Below are 17,766 nucleotides of genomic sequence, written 5' to 3'. Positions count from 1 at the left end.
GCCCCCCACCACGTGGGCAAGGCTCAGCGGGTGCCGTACAGCACGACGGTCTTGCCGCGGGCATGCAGCAGCCCATCGGTCTGCAGCTTCTTGAGCACGCGGCCGGCCATTTCACGCGAGCAGCCGACCAGGCGGGCCAGTTCCTGACGCGAGACGCGCAGCTGGGTGCCCTGCGGGTGGCTCATCGCCTCCGGCTCGCGGGAAAGATCGTGCAGGGTCCGTACGATGCGGTCGGTTACATCCAGGAAGGCCAGGCGGCTGGCTTTCCTGCTGGTGTCGAGCAGGCGCTTGGAGAGCTGCTGGCCGATCGAGTAGAGCAGGCGCGGCGCATCGGCCGAGAGCGGGCCCAGGAACAGCTGATGCAGACGCTCGTAGCTGATCTCGGCCAGCTCGCACGGGGTGCGGGTGCGCAGGATCACCTCGCGCCGGTCCGATTCGACGAACAGCCCCATCTCACCGACGAACTCTCCCGAGCCGAAGTAGCCCAGCACCAGCTCACGATCGTCATCTTCCTCAGCCATTATTGAGACTGATCCACTGATCACGTAGTAGAGGGTGCCGGCCGGATCGCCTGGGCGGAACACGTCGGTACGGGCGGGGTAACGGCGGCGGTGGCTGTGGGCCAGGAAGCGATCGATTGTTGCGATATCCAGGGCCAATGGACTTGTGGCAAGGCGCACAGTTGACACGTTGAGGCGCTCCGATTGCTCATGAAGAATTCACGGCTATGTGCCGGGAGCTTAACGATCCGAATTGTTAAGGGCAAACCGAGCACAGGTACTCGTTTCAATGCAAGTTTCGCCCCCGATCACTTTGCCCCATAATTACTTCTTTCCCACCACACACAGGATCGACCGCCGTGGTCAAGCCGTTGCCTCGCCTGAGGTTGCAGGGTTTCAACAACCTCACCAAGGCGCTGAGCTTCAACATCTATGACGTCTGTTACGCCCGCACCGAAGAGGAGCGCCAGCGTTACATCGAATATATTGATGAAGAGTACAACGCCGATAGGCTGACTCAGATCCTGACCGACGTTGCCGAGATCATCGGCGCGAACATCCTGAACGTGGCCCGCCAGGACTACGACCCCCAGGGTGCCTCGGTGACGATCCTGATCTCGGAAGAGCCGGTGATCGACAAGAAGCAGGCCGGCAAGGAGCTGATCTCCGACGCCGTGGTTGCCCACATGGACAAGAGCCACATCACCGTCCATACGTACCCGGAAACCCATCCGCAGGAGGGCATCGCCACGTTCCGCGCGGACATCGATGTGGCCACCTGTGGCGTGATTTCCCCGTTGAAAGCGCTGAACTACCTGATCGAGAGTCTGGAATCGGACATCGTGATCATGGATTACCGCGTGCGTGGCTTCACCCGTGACGTGAAGGGCAAGAAGCACTACATCGATCACAAGATCAACTCGATCCAGAACTTCCTGGCCAAGAACATCAAGTCGCGTTACGAGATGTTCGACGTCAATGTCTATCAGGAAAATATCTTCCACACGAAGATGCACCTGAAGGACTTCGATCTGGACCAGTACCTGTTCGAAGAGAAGGCCAAGAACCTTTCGTTCAAGGAACGCATGAAGATCGAGGCGCTGCTGCGTCGTGAGATCGAAGAGCTGTTCCATGGGCGCAATCTGGCCGAGTAAGGCACTTCGCGATGTCGTCCGGGCCTGGCCCGGACGGCCTCGTTCAGGCGGGACGGCCCGCCCTGTGGAACCGGCGTTTGCGCAAAACCCGGTTCCACGGCAGCTACCGACGACGGTCCGGTGTGAAAACACCGGGCCGTTTTGCTTTTGTTAACCCAAGGAATCCCCCATGCCCTGGATCTATCTCCTGGTTGCCGGTCTGTTCGAGATCGGCTTCGCCATCGGAATGAAGTACTCCGAAGGCTTCAGCAAGCCGCTTCCCACCCTGGCCACCGTTGCCGCCGCGCTGGTCAGCCTGTACCTGATGAGCCAGGCGATGAAATCCATTCCGGTCGGCACGGCGTATGCGATCTGGACCGGTATCGGCGCGCTGGGCGTGGCGATGCTGGGCATCTTCCTGTTCGGCGACAGCGCCTCGCCGTCGCGTCTGGCCTGTATCGCGTTGATCGTGGCCGGTGTGATCGGCCTGAAGCTGGTCTCGGGGTAACGCCCTCGCATTCGCGCTGGCGCTCCCACCGCGCTGGCGCTCCCACGGTTCACTGAACACCCATACCCCCGCCGCGTCGCGGCGCCCCCTGACTCAGGGGGGGCTTTCACCAGATGCACGCGGCGCGGTGGAGGCTTAAAGGCGGTACGCGATGGTCTTCATGACCTTGGAGGCCAGCGCCATCACCGACGGGATCGGTGCCGGCAGCTTCCGCGCGCCGGCATGCTCGGCATGGTCGGCGTGGCGCGCCTCGTCGATCTTCATCACCTTGATCACCTCGCGGCTGCGCAGATCGGCCGGGGGCAGGGTATCCAGGTGTTCGTCCAAATGGGCTTCGACCTGGCGTTCGGTCTCGACCACGAAGCCCAGGTTCCAGCCATCCCCGCGCAGGCCGGCCAGGGTGCCGATGGTGTAGCTGCCGGCATACCAGATCGGGTTGAACAGGCTGGGGCGGCTGTCCAGTTCGCGCAGGCGCTGCGCGCACCAGGCCAGGTGGTCGGTCTCTTCCTGGGCGGCGTCGAGCAGGTGGGCGCGGGTTTCCGGCTCACGGGCCACGGCGGCCTGGCCGAAGTACAAGCCTTGGGCGCAGACTTCCCCGACATGATTGATGCGCATCAGCCCGGCCGCGTGGCGGCGCTCGGGAGCGGCCATCTGCACATCCGGGGTGGCCTCGGCAGGGTAGGGGCGGCTGGCCGGCGGATTGCCGAACACCGTATCCAGGGCCCGCTGGGCTTCGGTCAGCAGGTGGTCGAGCGGCGTGATCTGGCGGAGCGCGGTCATGGCAGGAAGTGTCGCGGCGGGGGACTGTCGATTCTCGCCCTCCGGGGCCGGTGTGCCAAGCCGGAATCGGGGTCAACTTGCATGTGGCGAGGATGGCCAGTACAATCCCGCCTCTTCACAACGCGTGGCAGAGTTCCGGCCGTACTGCGCCGTAATGAGCCCGACCTACTAGAGTTCTTTCATGAGCACTTTCACTGCAAAGTCCGAGACCGTCCAGCGCGACTGGTATCTCGTCGACGCATCCGGCAAGACGCTGGGCCGTCTGTCCACCGAGCTGGCCCGCCGTCTGCGCGGCAAGCACAAGCCGGTTTACACCCCTCACGTTGATACCGGTGATTACCTGGTTGTCATCAATGCAGAAAAGATTGCCGTCACCGGCAACAAGCTGCAGGACAAGCTGTATCACCGTTTCACTGGCTACATCGGCAACCTGAAGACCGAAACTCTGGCCCAGGCGCTTGAGCGCCACCCGGAGCGTGTCATCGAGACCGCCGTCAAGGGCATGCTGCCGAAGGGCCCGCTGGGCCGCGCCATGTACCGCAAGCTCAAGGTGTACTCGGGTTCCGAGCACCCGCACGCCGCTCAGCAGCCTCAGGTTCTGGATATCTAATCATGGCTATCACGCAAAACTACGGCACCGGCCGCCGCAAGTCCTCCACCGCCCGCGTGTTCCTGCGCAAGGGCGCCGGCAACATCACCGTCAATGGTCGTCCGCTGGACGAGTTCTTTGGCCGTGAGACTGCACGCATGATCGTGCGTCAGCCGCTGGAACTGACCAAGAACACCGAAAGCTTCGACATCATGGTCACCGCCGCTGGCGGTGGTACCACCGGTCAGGCCGGTGCGATCCGTCTGGGCATCGCCCGTGCGCTGGTCGAGTACGACGAAACCCTGAAGTCCGAGCTGCGCAAGGCTGGCTTCATGACCCGTGACGCCCGTGAAGTCGAGCGTAAGAAGGTCGGCCTGCACAAGGCACGTCGCGCCACCCAGTTCTCCAAGCGCTGATCCATCGCGCCTGGCGTGGGATCCTTCGGGATCCCGCTGGGAGGTACGCAAAAGCCCGGCTTCGGCCGGGCTTTTGTCGTTTCCGGGAGCGGGTGTCCGCCGCGCAGATCAGCTGGTTGTCGGAGGGGTGCTGCGAGCGGTGGCGACACCTGCGACGTCACTGGTGCGCTCGCGGCTGCTTCATGGGGCGGTGGCGGTGGTAGTGCCGACCGCTGGTCGGCTGCTTTCGCGGCCCGGTGTGGCCAGTGTGTCGGCCGTGCACCCTCTCTCTGGTGAAACAGCCCCCTTGGCGTCCAAGGGCGCGCGCCGCCAGGCGCGGGAAAGAAGGCTGGCCCCAGCCTTGCTGCGCGAGGTTGGGGCACTGGGCGCCGTGCGCCCGGTCAGCCGCCCAAATAAAACAAAAGGCCTGATCTTTCGATCAGGCCTTTTGTTTTATTTGGCTGCCCCGGATGGATTCGAACCACCGAATGCCTGAGTCAGAGTCAGGTGCCTTACCGCTTGGCGACGGGGCAAAATGTGCGTGCAATTATTGCACTTTTTCCCTGAAAAACCAAGCGAACTTGGTGGCTATGGGTGGACTCGAACCACCGACCCCAGCATTATGAGTGCTGTGCTCTAACCGGCTGAGCTACATAGCCTCAGGGAGCCGGTAATTCTGGAGATGTATTCGGAATCTGTCAACACTTTTTCACCGCGCTTGTGAGTGGGCAGCGGGCGTGGCACAGTCCCGATCAGTAGATTTTTCTAGGAGTCCGCATCGTGATCGATCCGGACGGCTATCGACCGAACGTCGGTATTGTGCTGATGCGGCAGGATGGGCAGGTTTTCTGGGCACGACGTGTGCGCCGGGATGGCTGGCAGTTCCCGCAGGGCGGCATGAACACCGACGAGACGCCTGTCGAAGCCATGTATCGCGAGTTGCAGGAAGAAACCGGGTTGTTGCCCGAGCACGTTGAAGTGCTCGGGGCGACGCCGGGTTGGCTGCGCTATCGGCTGCCGGCACGGGCCATCCGCCGCAATGAACGGCAGGTCTGTATCGGCCAGAAGCAGGTGTGGTTCCTGCTCCGGCTGGCCGGGGACGAATCCCACGTCACCCTGGACCATACGGACAGCCCCGAGTTCGACCAGTGGCGTTGGGTCGATTTCTGGTACCCGGTCGAACATGTGGTGATGTTCAAGCGGGGCGTCTATGCGCGTGCGCTGCGCCATCTGGCGCCGCTGGCACGGGGGGGGGCCGGGACGGGGGTGGAAACGATGCCCAAGTCCGCCCAGGAAGCCTGGATGCCGGGCAACGCCGCCGGTCACGACCGGCCGCGCAAGCGCACCACGCCCAAGCGGGGTGGCGGCTACTGGCCGCGCAGCAAGGCCAAGGGCGAGCCCGGCGCCGTCTGAGCGCTGCTGGCGGCTCTGAACCGTATCGAGAATGATTCAGGTTCGAAATTGACAACCATTCGCATTTCGATTGGAATAGCAGCAGGCCGATCCGGGCCTGCCTGCCGAGTCCGCACGTGTACGTCTGCATCTGCAACGGGGTTACCGACCATCAGATCCGCGAAGCCGCGCAGAGCGGTGTCGTGAGCGTGTCCGAGTTGACGATGCGCACCGGCTGCGGCGCCACCTGCGGCTCCTGCCTGGACATGGCGGCGGACCTGCTGGCCAAGTTCAGCGCCACCCACGCGCTGCCGCTGCCGGTTCTCGGCCTGCAAGCCGCCTGAGCCCGGCCCGCCCGGTTGCGGGCCGCAACTGAGCACGATTCGCGTTCCTCCATGGTTCTGCCCAAGGCGCTACAGTGCCCGCGATTCCACGCAGCAGGAGCACGCTCATGAAGGGCGACGCCAAAGTCATCGAATTCCTCAACAAGGTCCTCTACAACGAGCTGACCGCGATCAACCAGTACTTCCTGCACGCCAAGATGCTGAAGAACTGGGGCCTGAAGGAACTCGCCGATCACGAATACAAGGAATCGATCGAAGAGATGAAGCATGCGGACATCCTGTCCGACCGCATCCTCTTCCTCGAAGGCCTGCCGAACTTCCAGGCGCTGGGCAAGCTGCGCATCGGCGAGAACCCGGCTGAGATCCTGCAGTGCGACCTCAGCCTGGAACGCGATGGCGTGGTCACGCTGCGCGAGGCCGTCGCGTATGCCGATTCGATCGGGGATTACGTCAGCCGCCAGCTGTTCGTGAAGATCCTCGCGTCCGAGGAAGAGCATATCGACTGGCTGGAAACCCAGCTGGATCTGATCGAGCGCATCGGTGAGCCGAATTACCTGCTGACCAAGATCGAAGACTGAGTCAGCCCTGCAGCGGGGCGCGCAGGCGGGCGTGATAGCCGGCCAGCGCGATCCGTGCACGCGCGAACTCAGCGATCAACAGCGCCACCGCCACGGCGGGGCGCTCCAGCGTGCCGGCACGGGCATCGTGCTCGATCCGCCAAGCCGCGGCCGACAGGGCCATCGCACCTACGTTCGCACTGGCGGATTTGAGGCTGTGCGCCAACGCGCGCAGCTGGTCCAGATCCGCTGCGACGGAAGCGTCCTGCAGCTGGCGGATCAACGGTGGCGTGTCATCCAGGAACACGCCGATGACCCGCGCGGTGTCCGCGCCGATCACTTCAAGCAGTTCATCGAGCACGTCCTGGTCGAGCACCGCGGCGGGTGTCTCGTCGCGTGCGGGCACCGCTGCGGTGGGTGCAAAGGTCCGCGGCAGCGTTGAGGGCGGCAGCAGCGCCGGGTCGTCGGCCATCACGCTTCCCCAGCGAGCCAGCACGGCCTGGAGTGTTTCGCGGTGGATCGGTTTGGACAGGTAATCGTCCATGCCGGCCTGCAGGCAGCGCTCACGGTCGCCGGCCATCGCATTGGCGGTCATCGCCACGATCGGCAGCCGCGCCGCGCCCCGTGTGGCCTCGTGCGCGCGCCAGCGGCGGGTCGCGTCGTAGCCATCCAGCACCGGCATCTGGCAATCCATCAGCACCACATCGAACGGCCGGGCGTGCAGTGCCTCCAGTGCCTGCTCACCCTGGGTGGCGGTCTCCACCTCGCAGCCCAGCACCTGCAGCAGCCGCTGCGCGACCAGCAGGTTGACGCTGTTGTCTTCCACCAGCAGCACGCGCAGCGGGAACTGCGGCAGTGCCGTGGGCGAGCCTGCGTATTCCACCTCGGCCAGCAGCGCGGCCGGGCGCGCACTGGGCACCACCGGGCGCAGCAGCGCGTGCAGTTCACTGTCAGCGCCCTGCCGCGCCAGGGCGGGTCCCGGGCCAAGCGCCTCGGGCGCGGGCGCCTCATCGCCATACAGCCACAACAGCTGCGTAGTGGGATGCCGTTCGTTCCCGGCCACCGCCTTCTGCAGTGCCTGGGTGCCATGGCGCAGGCTGTCGGTATCGGCGATCACCCAGGTCAGGGCCGGGTCGATACCGGGGCGCTGTGGGGCGCGCAGGGCGTCGATCGCTTCGGCGCTGGTCTCCACGGTGTGCAGGCGCAGATCATGGTGCTGGGTCACCCGCTCGATGCGCTGGGCGAGCACGGCATCGCGGGTGATCAGCAGGGCACGCCGCGTGTTGCCCACGGCAGGCAGATCGCCGATCACCTTGAGCAGGGGAATTTCGAACCAGAACGTAGCGCCGCGCCCCACGGTGGAATGCACGCCGATGCGGCCGTGCATCAGGTCGATGATGCGCTTGCAGATGGCCAGGCCCAGCCCGGTGCCGCCATACAGGCGCGTGGTGGACGCATCGGCCTGGCTGAAGGATTGGAACAGGCGCGCCTGCAGGGCATCGTCGATGCCGATCCCGCTGTCGGCGATCTCGAACCGCAGCTGGTGCTGCGCGTTGGTCTCGCCTTGGCGCTGCACGCGCAGCCGGATCTGGCCACGCTCGGTGAACTTGATCGCATTGACCAGCAGGTTGCTCAGTACCTGGCGCAGGCGCACCGGGTCGCCACGGACGGACAGGCGTACCGCCGGGTCGAGTTCGAGCGAGAGCTGCAGGCCTTTCGGATCGGCGGCGCGCTGCATCAACTGCACCAGACCTTCGAGCAGCTCGCGCAGGTTGAACGTGGTGATCTCCAGGTTCAGGCCCTTGGCCTCGAGCCGGGAGTAATCGAGGATGTCATCGACGATGCGCAGCAGCTGCTGCGAGCTGGTGGCGGCGGTCTGCAGCATCTGGCGCTGGTCACTGCCGAGCTGGCCGCGCGCGATCAGATCGAGCATCGGCAGGATGCCGTTGAGCGGCGTGCGGATCTCGTGGCTCATGGTGGCCAGGAACTCACCCTTGGCCAGCGCCGCGGCTTCGGCGGCCTGCTTGGCGCTGAGCAGTTCCTGTTCCAGCTGGTTCTGCTGCTGTCGGCGCTGCTGCAGCTGATCGCGTTCGAGCACCAGCGCTTCATTACGCTGCTGCAGCCTCTCCAGCTGGTCCTGCGCGTCACGCCAGCGGCGTACCGCCTGGATGCCGGCGATCAGTGCCAGCACGCCGGTGCCGGCGGCAATGTCGATCCATGGCCCATTGGCACCGATGCGCGCCATCACCGCGGCAGTGGCACACAGGGCGGCCGCCGCAGCGCTGATCCACAGCGAGGCCGGGGTGGAGGAGGGGGCTGGCCGTCCGTGGCGTCCCATGCTCAGAGCACCGAGTTCTGGAAGTCGAAGTTCAGTTCGCTGCCGGCGGACTGGACCATGTTGCCCTGGATGAAATCCACCCCGCCGATCCACATCGCGGCCGCTGCCTGCGGGTCTTCAATCTGCTGGCCGATGATGCGCAGCCCGGCGCGGTGCGCCAGATCGATCGCCGCGCGCAGTTCGTCGCGCGTGTGCTGGTTGGTGTGGCTGTTGGAGAAGCGCGCGGCCATGCGCACGTAGGCCAACGGCAGCTGCGCCATCAATGCATTGGCTTCATCGCCCGGCTCGAACTGGCTCAGGCAGAAGCGCACGCCGGCCGCATGCATGCGCGTGCAGAACTGCTGCAGGGTGACGGTGTGGATCAGGGCATCGGGCAGGCGTACGTCGATGACCAGCGCGCTGCCGTCGATCTGCCGGCTCGCCAGCGATTCCAGCAGCCAGTCACCGAAGGCATCGCGGGCCAGGGTGCGCAGTGACTGCGAGACGAACAGGTGCAGTGGCTGCGCGGCGTGGCGGTACAGATCCAGCAGACCCAACGCGTGATCGAGCACCTGCTGGTCCAGATCGGCAATGCGCCCGGCTGCTTCGGCGGCCGGAATCACCTGCCCGGCGGCCAGCACGCTGCCATCGGCCTGGCGCAGCCGCAGCAGCACCTGGTACTGCGCGGTGTTGCCACCGGCCACGGCGACGATCGGCTGGTAGGCCAGTTCCAGCTGCCCTTCAAGCAACGCCAGGTGTTCCTGCGCGGCCACATCTTCGCGGCGCACGTAGGCGGCCACGCCTGCGGTCAGCAGGCGTGCTTGCAGGGTGGTGCGTTCGACCGCTTCCAGTGCGCTGCCCGCATCGGAGAAGCCCGGCGAGAGCTGGGCATGACCGACCACGCCGCGCAGGTGCACGGATTCGTCATCGCGGATCACGAACGTGCGCGTGGACAACTGCTCGCGCAGGGCATGCGCCATCGCATCCAGCGTGGCCTCGTCGGCCCCGCGGGCCAGCACCAGGAAGCTGTTGTCGTTCAAGCGTGCCAGCAGGTGGGGCTGGGCGGCATCGGCCAGCCGTTGGCCCGCCTGGGTCATCAGCCGTTCGAACGCGGCATAGCCGTAGCGTTCGCGCAGGCCCAGCGCGCTGGCGATCTCGATGAAGAACAGACCGCCGTGGTCGCGGTGCGCCAGCGAGGCGCCGAGCTGTTGCATCACATGATGGCGGGTCGGCAGGCCGGTCTCGGGGTTGTTCATCGCCGGTGCGCTGCCATTGCCCGCCTGCGAGGCGGCCTGGGCACGTGCGCGGCGGATCCGGTTGGACACGGCCGCGATCAGGTGGCGCGGGCGGATCGGCTTGCTGAGGAAATCATCGGCGCCGCTGTCGAGTACTTCGAACTGGCGCTCCGGATCCGGGTCGCCGCTGAGGAAGACGATCGGCAGCAGCTGCTGGCCGGGTTGCTGGCGGATCAGTGCGGTCAGGCGCATGCCATCCAGCCCGGGCAGATGCAGGTCCATCAGGATCAGGTCGGGACGATGCTCGGCGATGGCCTGCTGCACGCCCTCGGCATCGTTGTGCACCAGCGCCTCCATGCCGGCACCGTGCAGCACGCTCTGCGCGAACAGGGCCTGCGAGCGGTCGTCTTCGACGATCAGCACGCGGTACGGTGAGTCGATGCCGGGCGGCGGCAGGTTGCCGGTCTCGGCGTGCATCGGGGGGAGCAGGGGCGGCGGGCTGGCCGGCGCCGGCGTCAGCGCGACGACATTGCTGTGCACCACGGGCGCGGGGGACGCCTGGCGTTGCCAGCGCTGCCAGTGGTCGGCCGGCGGCGTTTCAGCGCGCACGGCGCGGGCGGATGCAACAACGTTGTCGTGAACGGCCATCAGTACTCCCAGTCTGCGCCGCAATTATGCGACGAACGCCCGAGGGCGGGGCGCGCATTACCGTGGCAGGGTTCCCGGTTTGACCTGCGTCTGGCCGCTGTCGGCCTGGCGCATCAGCCAGCGCATGCCTTTCCACAACGTCCGCCAGATCATCCACACGATCAAGGCGCCGATCAGGCTGCACGCCACCACCAGGATCAGCGCCAGCCAGGGGTGCGCCAGCGCGAGCGCGAGCCCGCCGACCACTACGGTATCTTCGGCGGCAGAGGCGATCCAATTGCTGGCCGGTTCGGGTGAGGTGTTGAGCAGGGCACGGGTACCGGATTTGAGCCCGTGGCTGGCCAGCGCGACGCCGGCCCCGGCCACCAGCGCGGTGCCGCTGAGCTCGCCGCTGGGCGAAAGCGTGGCGGCGGCCAGGAACGCACCGGCCGGGACCCGGGCCAGGGTCTGGACCAGATCCCAGACCGAGTCGACCCCGGGGATCTTGTCGGCGAAGAACTCGGCGATGGCCAGCGCCGCCGAGGTGCCCAGCACCCACCAGGACTCCGTGGCCTGCAGCGCGGGCGGCAGGTCGACCCAGCCGAGCAGGCCGGCCAGGCCGACGCCGAACACGGTCAGGTACACGCGGATGCCGGCCAGCCAGGCCAGCAGGATGCCGATCACGAACAGGTGGGCTTCGGTCATGGCACGCGCTCCGGCTGCAGAATGTGCACAGGCGCACACTATCGGGGATGACGTCCATGAACGCCACTGCCCCGATCCCGCCCCTGCGCGGACAAGGTCTTTCCCCTGACTTACACTAGCCCGTCGTTCCAGACAGGGGCCGTTGTGACAGCGCCGGCAGGCGCGGTCGCCCAGGACTGCCATGAATAAACCCACACCTTCCCGCATCCAGATCCGCCGGCCGGGCGCGCCGCCCGTGCAGGACCGCAAGCGCCTGCTGGTGCTTGGCGGGGCTTGGCTGCTGTCGCTGATCCTCGCCGTGCTGCTGGGCGCCTGGCTGGGCTCGCCCGGCGGTGACGTCGGCACCCAGCTCAAGGCCGCCGAGACCCGCAATGAGCGCCTCCAGCAGCAGCTCATCGAACTGCAGCAGCGCCAGGCGACCCTGCAGGCGTCCGACCGCATCAGCCGCGCCGCCAACAACGAAGTCCAGACCTCGCTGGGCGAGCGCGACGAAGAAATCGCCGGCCTGCGCGCCGACGTGGCCTTCTATGAGCGCCTGGTCGGAGCGACCAGCCAGCGCAAGGGCCTGAACACCCATTCGGTGGAGTTCTCGCCGGAGACGGGCGGCACCTGGCAGTACGCCGTGGTGCTGACCCAGAACCTGAACCGCGGGGCGATCAGCCAGGGGCAGATGCGCTTCACGGTGGAAGGCGTCAAGGACGGCAAGCTGACCTCGGTCAGCTGGGACGAGCTGCACCAGCGCACCAAGGTACCGGGCCAGGACTATTCCTTCCGGTACTTCCAGCAGCTCACCGGCAGCGTGATGCTGCCACCAGGCTTCACCCCGCAACGTGTGCGGGTCACGCTGGGATCGGGCGCGGGGGGCGCCACCCAGGTATTCGATTGGAAGCAGGCCGGCGCACCGGCGGCATCGGCAAAAGAAGGGGAATAAGCCCATGTTTGGCAGCAACAAATCCAACCGCGACGGACATCTGGTCGTGGACGCGCTGATCGGCGCGCAGGTGGTGATCCGCGGGGACGTGGAATTCAGCGGTGGCCTGTACGTGGAAGGCACCATCCTGGGCAAGGTGATCGCCCAGGACGGCGCCAGCAACGCCATTCTGACGGTGGCCGAGCATGGCGCCATCGAGGGCGAGATCCGCGCCCAGGTGGTGGTCATCAGCGGCCGCCTGGACGGGGATGTGCACGCCACCGAGCGGGTCGAACTGACCCCCAGCGCCCGGGTGACGGGCAACATCCATTACCAGGTGGTGGAAATGCACGCCGGCGCCCAGCTGACCGGCCGCCTGATCCACACCTCTGCGCAGATGGCCCTGCCGCCGCCGTCCGGGGATGCGGACGAGGGCAAGGGCAAGGACACCGCGGCCCGCAAGAAGCTGGCCGAGGCGATGGCCTGAGCTTGAAACCGTGCTCATGCACCCCCATGCTGGGGGCATGAGCACGCTTGTTTCCCTGCCCGGCGCTCCCGCCGCCGCGCCGAACTACCAGTCCCTGGACCGTCCGCTGAACTTCACCGAGGCCGCTGCGGCCAAGGTCAAGGAGCTGATCCAGGATGAGGGCAACGCTGCCCTCGCCCTGCGTGTCTACATCGAAGGCGGCGGTTGTTCCGGCTTCCAGTACGGGTTCGAGTTCGACGAGAACCGCGCCGAGGACGATCTGGCGGTGGATACCGCCGGCGTCACGCTGCTGGTCGATCCGCTGAGCCTGCAGTACCTGATGGGCGCCGAGGTGGATTACACCGAAAGCCTGACCGGCGCGCAGTTCGTGATCCGCAATCCGAACGCCAAGACCACCTGCGGCTGCGGCAGCAGTTTCAGCATGTGATGTGCGCGCAACCGGCCTGACGGTCGGTTGCCGCTTGCCAGTCCCGCCGAATGTGGGCAGGCTCTTGCGATGTCCAAATTCTCTTCGCAGCTTTCCGGTTTCGCCTTCGTCAGCGAGCCGCTGGAGCGCGCCGATACCCTGCGCGATGACGCCGATGCGTTGTTGCGCCTGTGGCCGGACGCGCGTGTATTGGTGCTCGACCAGGACGGCACGGCGCTGGCCGGCCACGATGGTCAGCCGCTGCCGCTGACCGGCGCGGATCTGGGCGGTGGCCCGGGTACCGCGGTCTTCCTCGGCCTGCGCGGCGAGCAGGCGTGGTTCTCGATGGAGGCCGCCGGGCTGTCGGTGACGGCGCCGCAGCGGGTCGACCTGCGCCAGTCCGCCGCGACCTGGTCCATCGCCGATTCCACCGCCTTCTGTTACGCCCGGGGCATGTCCTACTGGCAGTCGCGCACCCGCTTCTGCGGGGTGTGCGGCGGCGCGGTCACCTTCAGCCGCGGTGGCTTCGTGGGCCGGTGTGGCCAGTGCGCCACCGAACACTACCCCCGCGTGGATCCGGCGGTGATTGTGGCCGTGGAGAACCAGGGCCGGCTGCTGCTCGGCCGCCAGGCCAACTGGGCCCCGCGCCGTTACTCGGTGCTGGCCGGCTTCGTGGAGCCCGGCGAATCCTTGGAGCAGACCGTGGTCCGTGAGGTCTTCGAGGAGAGCCGGGTGCGTGTGCGTGAGTGCCGCTACCTGGGCACCCAGCCGTGGCCGTTCCCGGGCGCACTGATGCTGGGCTTCGCCGCCACGGCCGAAGACGACGTGCCGACCGTGAACGGCGAGCTGGAAGATGCGCGCTGGTTCACTGCCGAGGAAGTAGGCGCGGCGCTGGCCCGGGATGTCGAGGATGACGGCGAAGGCATCCGTCTGTCCCCACCCATCTCGATCTCGCGCAGCCTGATCGAGCACTGGTACCGCCAGCAGGTCGCCTGACGGCTGCCCGCCGTTGCCGCAGGCTGAACACGCGGCGCGGTACATTACCAACGGCCCGGGGAATTGCCGGGCCGCAAGGCATAGTAGCGGCGCGTTCCACGTCCCGAGCCGGAGGCTTACATGTTCACCACCCTGGTCGCCGTGCTGGTTGCCTTGGCCCTGGGCCATGTCGCGCCGGGCGCGGCCGTCGCGCTGCGGCGTTTCGGCCTGTACCGGCGCTGGCTGCAGTGGTTGGGCCGGCACGCCGCCGAAGACGGGGCCTGGCGCGGCCGCAAGGGCGCATGGCTGGCGGTGCTGCCGTTCGTGGCAGTGCTGGGCCTGCTCCAGTGGCTGTTCGATGACCGCGTCTACGGCCTGCCGTCGCTGCTGCTGGGCGTGCTGGTGCTGGTGATGTGCTGGGGCCCGCGCGATCTGGACCGCGATGTCGAGGCGGTGATCGACGCCGATGACGCCCACGCACGCCACCTGGCGATCGCGCAGCTGCAGTCCGCCGGTGGCAGCCTGCAGGAAGACGTCCCCTCGCTCGTCGAAGCCACCGTGCTCAACGCGCTGCGGCGCTGGTTCGCGGTGCTGTTCTGGTTCCTGCTGCTGGGCCCGGTCGGTGCGCTGCTGTATCGCCTGCTCGCCTTGCTGGCGGTTGGCCCGATGCGCTCGCTGGCCAGCGTGGAAGCGGTCGCCGGTGCGCGCGTGGTGCTGGCCTGGCTGGAGTGGCCGGTCGCGCAGCTGATGTCGCTGTCGATGGCGCTGGTCGGCAATTTCGATACCGCGTTCAAGGCCTGGCGCGAGGCGCACGGCAATCAGAGGTCGGCCTCGACACACTTCCTCGGTGCGGTCGCGCGGGCAAGCGTGAGCGCCGAGCTGCGCGAGGATGCGCATGATTACAGTGATGCGGGGATGGTGCCGGTATGGCGTCGCCTGCCGGAGCTGCGCGATGCGATGAGCCTGGTGTGGCGCATGCTGCTGCTGTGGATGGCGGTGCTTGCGCTGCTGGTGATCGCCGGCTGGGTCACCTAGCGGTCCGGGTCAGCCCGGCGCCAACCAGGTGAACGGCACCCACGGCAGGTTGCGTGCGATCCAGTAAGCGGGCAGCAGGATCAGCCAGAAAGCGGGCTTCATCAGCAGCGTGATCAACGGCTGCAGCGCGCGTGGCCGCCAGCCCAGTGCCCAGCCGAGTACCAGCGGGGCGATGGCCAGCATCAGCATGGCCAGCGGATTCATCGAAAACGCGGTGACCACATCGCCGTGGGCCAGCGCGTGCAATGCACGCGTCAGCCCGCAGCCGATGCAGTAATACCCGGTGACCGTCAGAAAGCTGCACGGCGGAAACGGACTGCTGGCGCTGTTGGGGTCATAGTGCCGCAGCACCCACAACCCCGCGCCCGCCGCCAAGGCGGCCGGCGGCAACGCCGCCAGCAACCAGCGCTTGCCGTGCAGCGCGATCATCAGCTGTTGCTTTCGATCTGCTGCTGGAACTGCTGCATCTGTTCCATGTAACCGTCCACGCCCATGAAGGCCAGCGAGATCACGAACAGCACGACGCCGGCGATCAGGAAGCCGGTGGTGACCCACGCCCAGATCTTGGCGTTCTTGGAGGCACGACGTGCGCCTTCCAGGTCGCCCTGGTTGAGCAGGCCGTTGACCTTGCTGGCGAACACGATGGCGACCACACCGGTGACGATGCCCGGGAAGCTCAGGCACGACAGGCAGCACACGAAGAACGCCAGGATGGTGACGACGATCGACCAGATCAGGTGGTTCGGGATGCTGCCCGGGGCGGGCGGCAGGGGGGCGGTGGCATTCATCAGCGAAACTCCATTTGCTTGGGTGGGTGGGTGCGTACGAGGTGTCCCGGGCGGTAATCTAACCGATGTGCCTGCCTCTATGTATGCGGTTACATGCAGGCAGGGCGGGGCTCATGCCTGATCGCCGCGAAGTTGCCTGACCTGGGTTTCCAGCATCGGCGCGGTGGCGACCTCGCCTGCGATCGGCGCAGATGCGACCACCTCGACATGCGCGCGGAAGCGGCGTGGCACACGCATGCGGCCCAGGCGCGTGTCGCGTCGGCTCCACATGCTCGACCACATCCCGCGCAGCGCCATCGGCACCACCGGTACCGGGCGACGTTCCAGGATCTTCTCCACGCCCGATTTGAACGCGCCCATCTGCCCATCGCGGGTCAACGCGCCCTCGGGGAAGATGCACACCAGCTCGCCCTCGGCCAGCGCCTTGTCCACTTCATCGAACGCGGCCTGCATCAGCGCCGGATCCTCGCGTGCGCCGGCGATCGGGATCGCCTTGGCGGTGCGGAAGATCCAGCGCATGACCGGGATGTTGAAGATCTTGTAGTACATGACGAAGCGCACCGGGCGCGGGATCGTCGCCGACAGGATCAGCGCGTCCATGTAGCTGACGTGGTTGCATACGATCAGCGCCGCACCCTCGTCCGGCACGTTGTCTTCGATGCCATGCGGACGCAGCCGGTACAGCGCGCGCACCATCACCCAGCTGAGGAAGCGCATCAGGAATTCGGGCACGATCGTGAAGATGTAGATCGACACCACGGCATTGGCGATCGCCAAGGCCAGGAACAGCTGCGGGATGGTCCAGTCCAGCACGCGCTGGGTGAGCAGGCCCAGCCCCGCCGCCAGCACAATGAAGCCGGAGTTCTGGATGTTGAGCGCGGCGAACACGCGCGACATTTCCGATTTCGCCGTGCGGCTCTGGATCAGCGCGAACAACGGCACCACGAAGAAGCCGGTGAACAGGCCGATGCCGATCAGATCGATGATGATGCGCGCGCTGCCCGGGGCCTGCACGAACTGCCAGATCGACAGCCCGGCCGTCGCCGCTTCGCCGACGCGGGCGAAGTACAGGTCGAGCATGAAGGCGGTCATGCCGAACGCACCCAGCGGCACCAGGCCGATTTCCACGGTGCGCCCGGACAGCTTCTCGCACAGCAGCGAGCCGGTGCCGGTGCCGAGTGAGAACAGCGCCAGCGCGAAGATGTAGAGCAGGGAGCCACCACCGAGGTTGACCTCGGCATACGTGGGCAGCTGCGAGGTCAGCATCGTGCCGACGAACCAGAACCAGGACACGCCCAGGATCGCGTTGCGCACGGCCTTCTGCTTCTTGGCCATGCGCAGCACCGCGAGCGACTCCGGCAGCGGGTTCCAGTGGATCTTCAGGTCCGGTGCGCCGGCATCGACCTTGGGAATCATCCGTGCGGTCAGGTTGCCGGCCACGGCCAGCACGATCACGGCGGTGGCGGCCACGATCGGACCATGGCTTCCGGAGAGGGCGAAGATCAGGCCACCGGCGATCATGCCGGTCAGGATCGACAGCGAGGTGCCCATCTCGACCAAGCCGTTGCCCCCGGTCAGCTCTTCAGGCTTGAGGATGGAGGGCAGCACCGAGTACTTCACGGGCCCGAACAGGGTGGACTGCATGCCGGTGCAGAACAGTGCGACCAGCAGCACCGGCATGCTCTCGGTCAGGAAACCAAGCGCGGCCAGCGACATGATCGCGATTTCCATGGTCGTGGTGATCACGATCAGCCGAGATTTCTCCAGCTTCTCCGCGATCTGGCCGGCCAGCGCCGAGAACAGGAAATACGGCAGGATGAAGATCGCCGGCGCCAGGTTGGTATACAGCGAGCGCTCTTCGATCGGCGTGCCGAGGAAGAACAGCAGCGCGATGATCGCCTGGCGGTAGACGTTGTCGTTGAACGCGCCCAGCGACTGGACGATGAAAAACGGCAGGAAACGGCGTTGTCTGAGCAGAGCGAACTGACTATGGCCGGACATGGAGACTCCTTGCGAACCGGCGCAGCCTAGCATTCTCCCTGTTGGCGGAGCATGGCAGCGCCGTTGGGCGGCGCTGCCGACC

General features: G+C 66.4%; 20 protein-coding genes and 2 tRNA genes. 12 read left to right on the top strand and 10 right to left on the bottom strand.

The features are described 5' to 3' along the window. Nucleotides 1–23: 23 nt before the first annotated feature. On the bottom strand, nt 24–689 hold the full coding sequence (crp, locus tag ACE026_RS10505) for a cAMP-activated global transcriptional regulator CRP (RefSeq protein WP_019185314.1): 666 nt from the start codon (nt 687–689) through the stop codon (nt 24–26). A 170-nt stretch (nt 690–859) separates the two neighbouring features. On the opposite strand from crp, the gene speD reads away from it, so the two are divergent. Together speD and sugE are read left to right on the top strand one after the other, a co-directional pair. After that, the gene (gene speD / locus ACE026_RS10500; RefSeq protein ID WP_019185315.1) at nt 860–1,654 is read left to right on the top strand and encodes an adenosylmethionine decarboxylase; all 795 of its coding nucleotides are present in this window, start codon (nt 860–862) and stop codon (nt 1,652–1,654) included. 169 nt (nt 1,655–1,823) lie between these two features. Beyond that, a complete protein-coding gene (gene sugE, locus ACE026_RS10495; RefSeq protein WP_070472306.1) occupies nt 1,824–2,141 on the top strand; it encodes a quaternary ammonium compound efflux SMR transporter SugE in 318 nt (105 codons plus the stop codon). Between the two features lie 135 nt (nt 2,142–2,276). Here the strand turns inward: sugE and coq7 are convergent, their stop codons facing one another. Beyond that, on the bottom strand, nt 2,277–2,921 hold the full coding sequence (gene coq7, locus ACE026_RS10490) for a 2-polyprenyl-3-methyl-6-methoxy-1,4-benzoquinone monooxygenase (protein WP_123729966.1): 645 nt from the start codon (nt 2,919–2,921) through the stop codon (nt 2,277–2,279). A 181-nt stretch (nt 2,922–3,102) separates the two neighbouring features. On the opposite strand from coq7, the gene rplM reads away from it, so the two are divergent. Then, entirely contained in the window at nt 3,103–3,531 is a 429-nt protein-coding gene (rplM, locus tag ACE026_RS10485; RefSeq protein WP_017354548.1) for a 50S ribosomal protein L13, read from the top strand. A gap of 2 nt (nt 3,532–3,533) precedes the next feature. Then, nucleotides 3,534–3,926: a 30S ribosomal protein S9 gene (gene rpsI, locus ACE026_RS10480; protein WP_017354549.1), complete on the top strand. Its 393-nt coding sequence runs from the start codon at nt 3,534–3,536 to the stop codon at nt 3,924–3,926. A 437-nt stretch (nt 3,927–4,363) separates the two neighbouring features. On the opposite strand, the gene ACE026_RS10475 is transcribed toward rpsI, so the two are convergent. Together ACE026_RS10475 and ACE026_RS10470 are read right to left on the bottom strand one after the other, a co-directional pair. Further along, a tRNA-Gln gene (locus tag ACE026_RS10475) sits at nt 4,364–4,438 on the bottom strand. A gap of 49 nt (nt 4,439–4,487) precedes the next feature. Next, nucleotides 4,488–4,564, bottom strand: a tRNA-Met gene (locus ACE026_RS10470). Nucleotides 4,565–4,685: 121 nt separating this feature from the next. Here ACE026_RS10470 and ACE026_RS10465 point away from each other — a divergent pair. From ACE026_RS10465 to bfr, 3 genes are all read left to right on the top strand, one after another. Then, a complete protein-coding gene (locus ACE026_RS10465) occupies nt 4,686–5,318 on the top strand; it encodes an RNA pyrophosphohydrolase (protein WP_486038950.1) in 633 nt (210 codons plus the stop codon). Nucleotides 5,319–5,434: 116 nt separating this feature from the next. Next, nucleotides 5,435–5,641 carry a (2Fe-2S)-binding protein gene (locus ACE026_RS10460; RefSeq protein ID WP_486038949.1) on the top strand — a complete coding sequence of 69 codons (207 nt, stop codon included), beginning with the start codon at nt 5,435–5,437 and terminating at the stop codon, nt 5,639–5,641. A gap of 107 nt (nt 5,642–5,748) precedes the next feature. Then, the gene (gene bfr, locus ACE026_RS10455; protein WP_121040602.1) at nt 5,749–6,219 is read left to right on the top strand and encodes a bacterioferritin; all 471 of its coding nucleotides are present in this window, start codon (nt 5,749–5,751) and stop codon (nt 6,217–6,219) included. A gap of 1 nt (nt 6,220) precedes the next feature. Here the strand turns inward: bfr and ACE026_RS10450 are convergent, their stop codons facing one another. The 3 genes from ACE026_RS10450 to ACE026_RS10440 are packed head-to-tail and all read right to left on the bottom strand — an operon-like array spanning nt 6,221 to nt 11,082. Continuing rightward, nucleotides 6,221–8,536 (bottom strand): ATP-binding protein, encoded by a 2,316-nt coding sequence (locus ACE026_RS10450; RefSeq protein ID WP_486038948.1) that lies wholly within the window; start codon nt 8,534–8,536, stop codon nt 6,221–6,223. A 2-nt stretch (nt 8,537–8,538) separates the two neighbouring features. Beyond that, complete coding sequence (locus ACE026_RS10445) at nt 8,539–10,398, bottom strand: EAL domain-containing protein (protein WP_486038947.1); 1,860 nt, start codon at nt 10,396–10,398, stop codon at nt 8,539–8,541. A gap of 57 nt (nt 10,399–10,455) precedes the next feature. Beyond that, on the bottom strand, nt 10,456–11,082 hold the full coding sequence (locus tag ACE026_RS10440) for a DUF4126 domain-containing protein (RefSeq protein ID WP_088433585.1): 627 nt from the start codon (nt 11,080–11,082) through the stop codon (nt 10,456–10,458). Nucleotides 11,083–11,263: 181 nt separating this feature from the next. Here ACE026_RS10440 and ACE026_RS10435 point away from each other — a divergent pair, with 181 nt between their 5' ends. The 5 genes from ACE026_RS10435 (at nt 11,264) to ampE (ending at nt 14,895) form a co-directional block, all read left to right on the top strand. Further along, nucleotides 11,264–12,013 (top strand): DUF6776 family protein, encoded by a 750-nt coding sequence (locus ACE026_RS10435; protein ID WP_121040594.1) that lies wholly within the window; start codon nt 11,264–11,266, stop codon nt 12,011–12,013. Between the two features lie 4 nt (nt 12,014–12,017). Then, on the top strand, nt 12,018–12,479 hold the full coding sequence (locus tag ACE026_RS10430; RefSeq protein WP_486038946.1) for a bactofilin family protein: 462 nt from the start codon (nt 12,018–12,020) through the stop codon (nt 12,477–12,479). Nucleotides 12,480–12,516: 37 nt separating this feature from the next. Then, nucleotides 12,517–12,906, top strand: coding sequence for an iron-sulfur cluster insertion protein ErpA (gene erpA, locus ACE026_RS10425; RefSeq protein WP_019185327.1), 390 nt, complete (start codon nt 12,517–12,519; stop codon nt 12,904–12,906). A 69-nt stretch (nt 12,907–12,975) separates the two neighbouring features. Next, nucleotides 12,976–13,881: an NAD(+) diphosphatase gene (gene nudC / locus ACE026_RS10420; RefSeq protein WP_486038945.1), complete on the top strand. Its 906-nt coding sequence runs from the start codon at nt 12,976–12,978 to the stop codon at nt 13,879–13,881. 120 nt (nt 13,882–14,001) lie between these two features. Further along, the gene (gene ampE / locus ACE026_RS10415; RefSeq protein ID WP_486038944.1) at nt 14,002–14,895 is read left to right on the top strand and encodes a regulatory signaling modulator protein AmpE; all 894 of its coding nucleotides are present in this window, start codon (nt 14,002–14,004) and stop codon (nt 14,893–14,895) included. Nucleotides 14,896–14,904: 9 nt separating this feature from the next. Here ampE and ACE026_RS10410 read toward each other — a convergent pair whose 3' ends face one another. From ACE026_RS10410 to ACE026_RS10400, 3 genes are all read right to left on the bottom strand, one after another. After that, nucleotides 14,905–15,324 carry a DUF2752 domain-containing protein gene (locus ACE026_RS10410; protein WP_486038943.1) on the bottom strand — a complete coding sequence of 140 codons (420 nt, stop codon included), beginning with the start codon at nt 15,322–15,324 and terminating at the stop codon, nt 14,905–14,907. Next, a complete protein-coding gene (locus tag ACE026_RS10405; protein ID WP_123729974.1) occupies nt 15,324–15,683 on the bottom strand; it encodes a CD225/dispanin family protein in 360 nt (119 codons plus the stop codon). Before ACE026_RS10405 ends, ACE026_RS10410 begins: the two co-directional genes overlap by 1 nt. Before the next feature lie 111 nt (nt 15,684–15,794). After that, complete coding sequence (locus ACE026_RS10400) at nt 15,795–17,684, bottom strand: MFS transporter (RefSeq protein ID WP_486038942.1); 1,890 nt, start codon at nt 17,682–17,684, stop codon at nt 15,795–15,797. Nucleotides 17,685–17,766 lie beyond the last annotated feature (82 nt).

The organism is Stenotrophomonas sp. AGC87, from assembly GCF_057333975.1.
The sequence above is the reverse complement of the archived record's forward strand: the minus strand, read 5'-3'. Positions and strand labels throughout refer to the sequence as shown.

Bases quoted from the DNA above. Each gene is read 5' to 3' on its own strand.
- sugE (WP_070472306.1), top strand. From the start codon at position 1,824: ATGCCCTGGATCTATCTCCTGGTTGCCGGTCTGTTCGAGATCGGCTTC.
- coq7 (WP_123729966.1), bottom strand. From the start codon at position 2,921: ATGACCGCGCTCCGCCAGATCACGCCGCTCGACCACCTGCTGACCGAA.
- rplM (WP_017354548.1), top strand. From the start codon at position 3,103: ATGAGCACTTTCACTGCAAAGTCCGAGACCGTCCAGCGCGACTGGTAT.
- rpsI (WP_017354549.1), top strand. From the start codon at position 3,534: ATGGCTATCACGCAAAACTACGGCACCGGCCGCCGCAAGTCCTCCACC.
- bfr (WP_121040602.1), top strand. From the start codon at position 5,749: ATGAAGGGCGACGCCAAAGTCATCGAATTCCTCAACAAGGTCCTCTAC.
- ACE026_RS10450 (WP_486038948.1), bottom strand. From the start codon at position 8,536: ATGGGACGCCACGGACGGCCAGCCCCCTCCTCCACCCCGGCCTCGCTG.
- ACE026_RS10445 (WP_486038947.1), bottom strand. From the start codon at position 10,398: ATGGCCGTTCACGACAACGTTGTTGCATCCGCCCGCGCCGTGCGCGCT.
- ACE026_RS10440 (WP_088433585.1), bottom strand. From the start codon at position 11,082: ATGACCGAAGCCCACCTGTTCGTGATCGGCATCCTGCTGGCCTGGCTG.
- ACE026_RS10435 (WP_121040594.1), top strand. From the start codon at position 11,264: ATGAATAAACCCACACCTTCCCGCATCCAGATCCGCCGGCCGGGCGCG.
- ACE026_RS10430 (WP_486038946.1), top strand. From the start codon at position 12,018: ATGTTTGGCAGCAACAAATCCAACCGCGACGGACATCTGGTCGTGGAC.
- erpA (WP_019185327.1), top strand. From the start codon at position 12,517: ATGAGCACGCTTGTTTCCCTGCCCGGCGCTCCCGCCGCCGCGCCGAAC.
- nudC (WP_486038945.1), top strand. From the start codon at position 12,976: ATGTCCAAATTCTCTTCGCAGCTTTCCGGTTTCGCCTTCGTCAGCGAG.
- ampE (WP_486038944.1), top strand. From the start codon at position 14,002: ATGTTCACCACCCTGGTCGCCGTGCTGGTTGCCTTGGCCCTGGGCCAT.
- ACE026_RS10410 (WP_486038943.1), bottom strand. From the start codon at position 15,324: ATGATCGCGCTGCACGGCAAGCGCTGGTTGCTGGCGGCGTTGCCGCCG.
- ACE026_RS10405 (WP_123729974.1), bottom strand. From the start codon at position 15,683: ATGAATGCCACCGCCCCCCTGCCGCCCGCCCCGGGCAGCATCCCGAAC.
- ACE026_RS10400 (WP_486038942.1), bottom strand. From the start codon at position 17,684: ATGTCCGGCCATAGTCAGTTCGCTCTGCTCAGACAACGCCGTTTCCTG.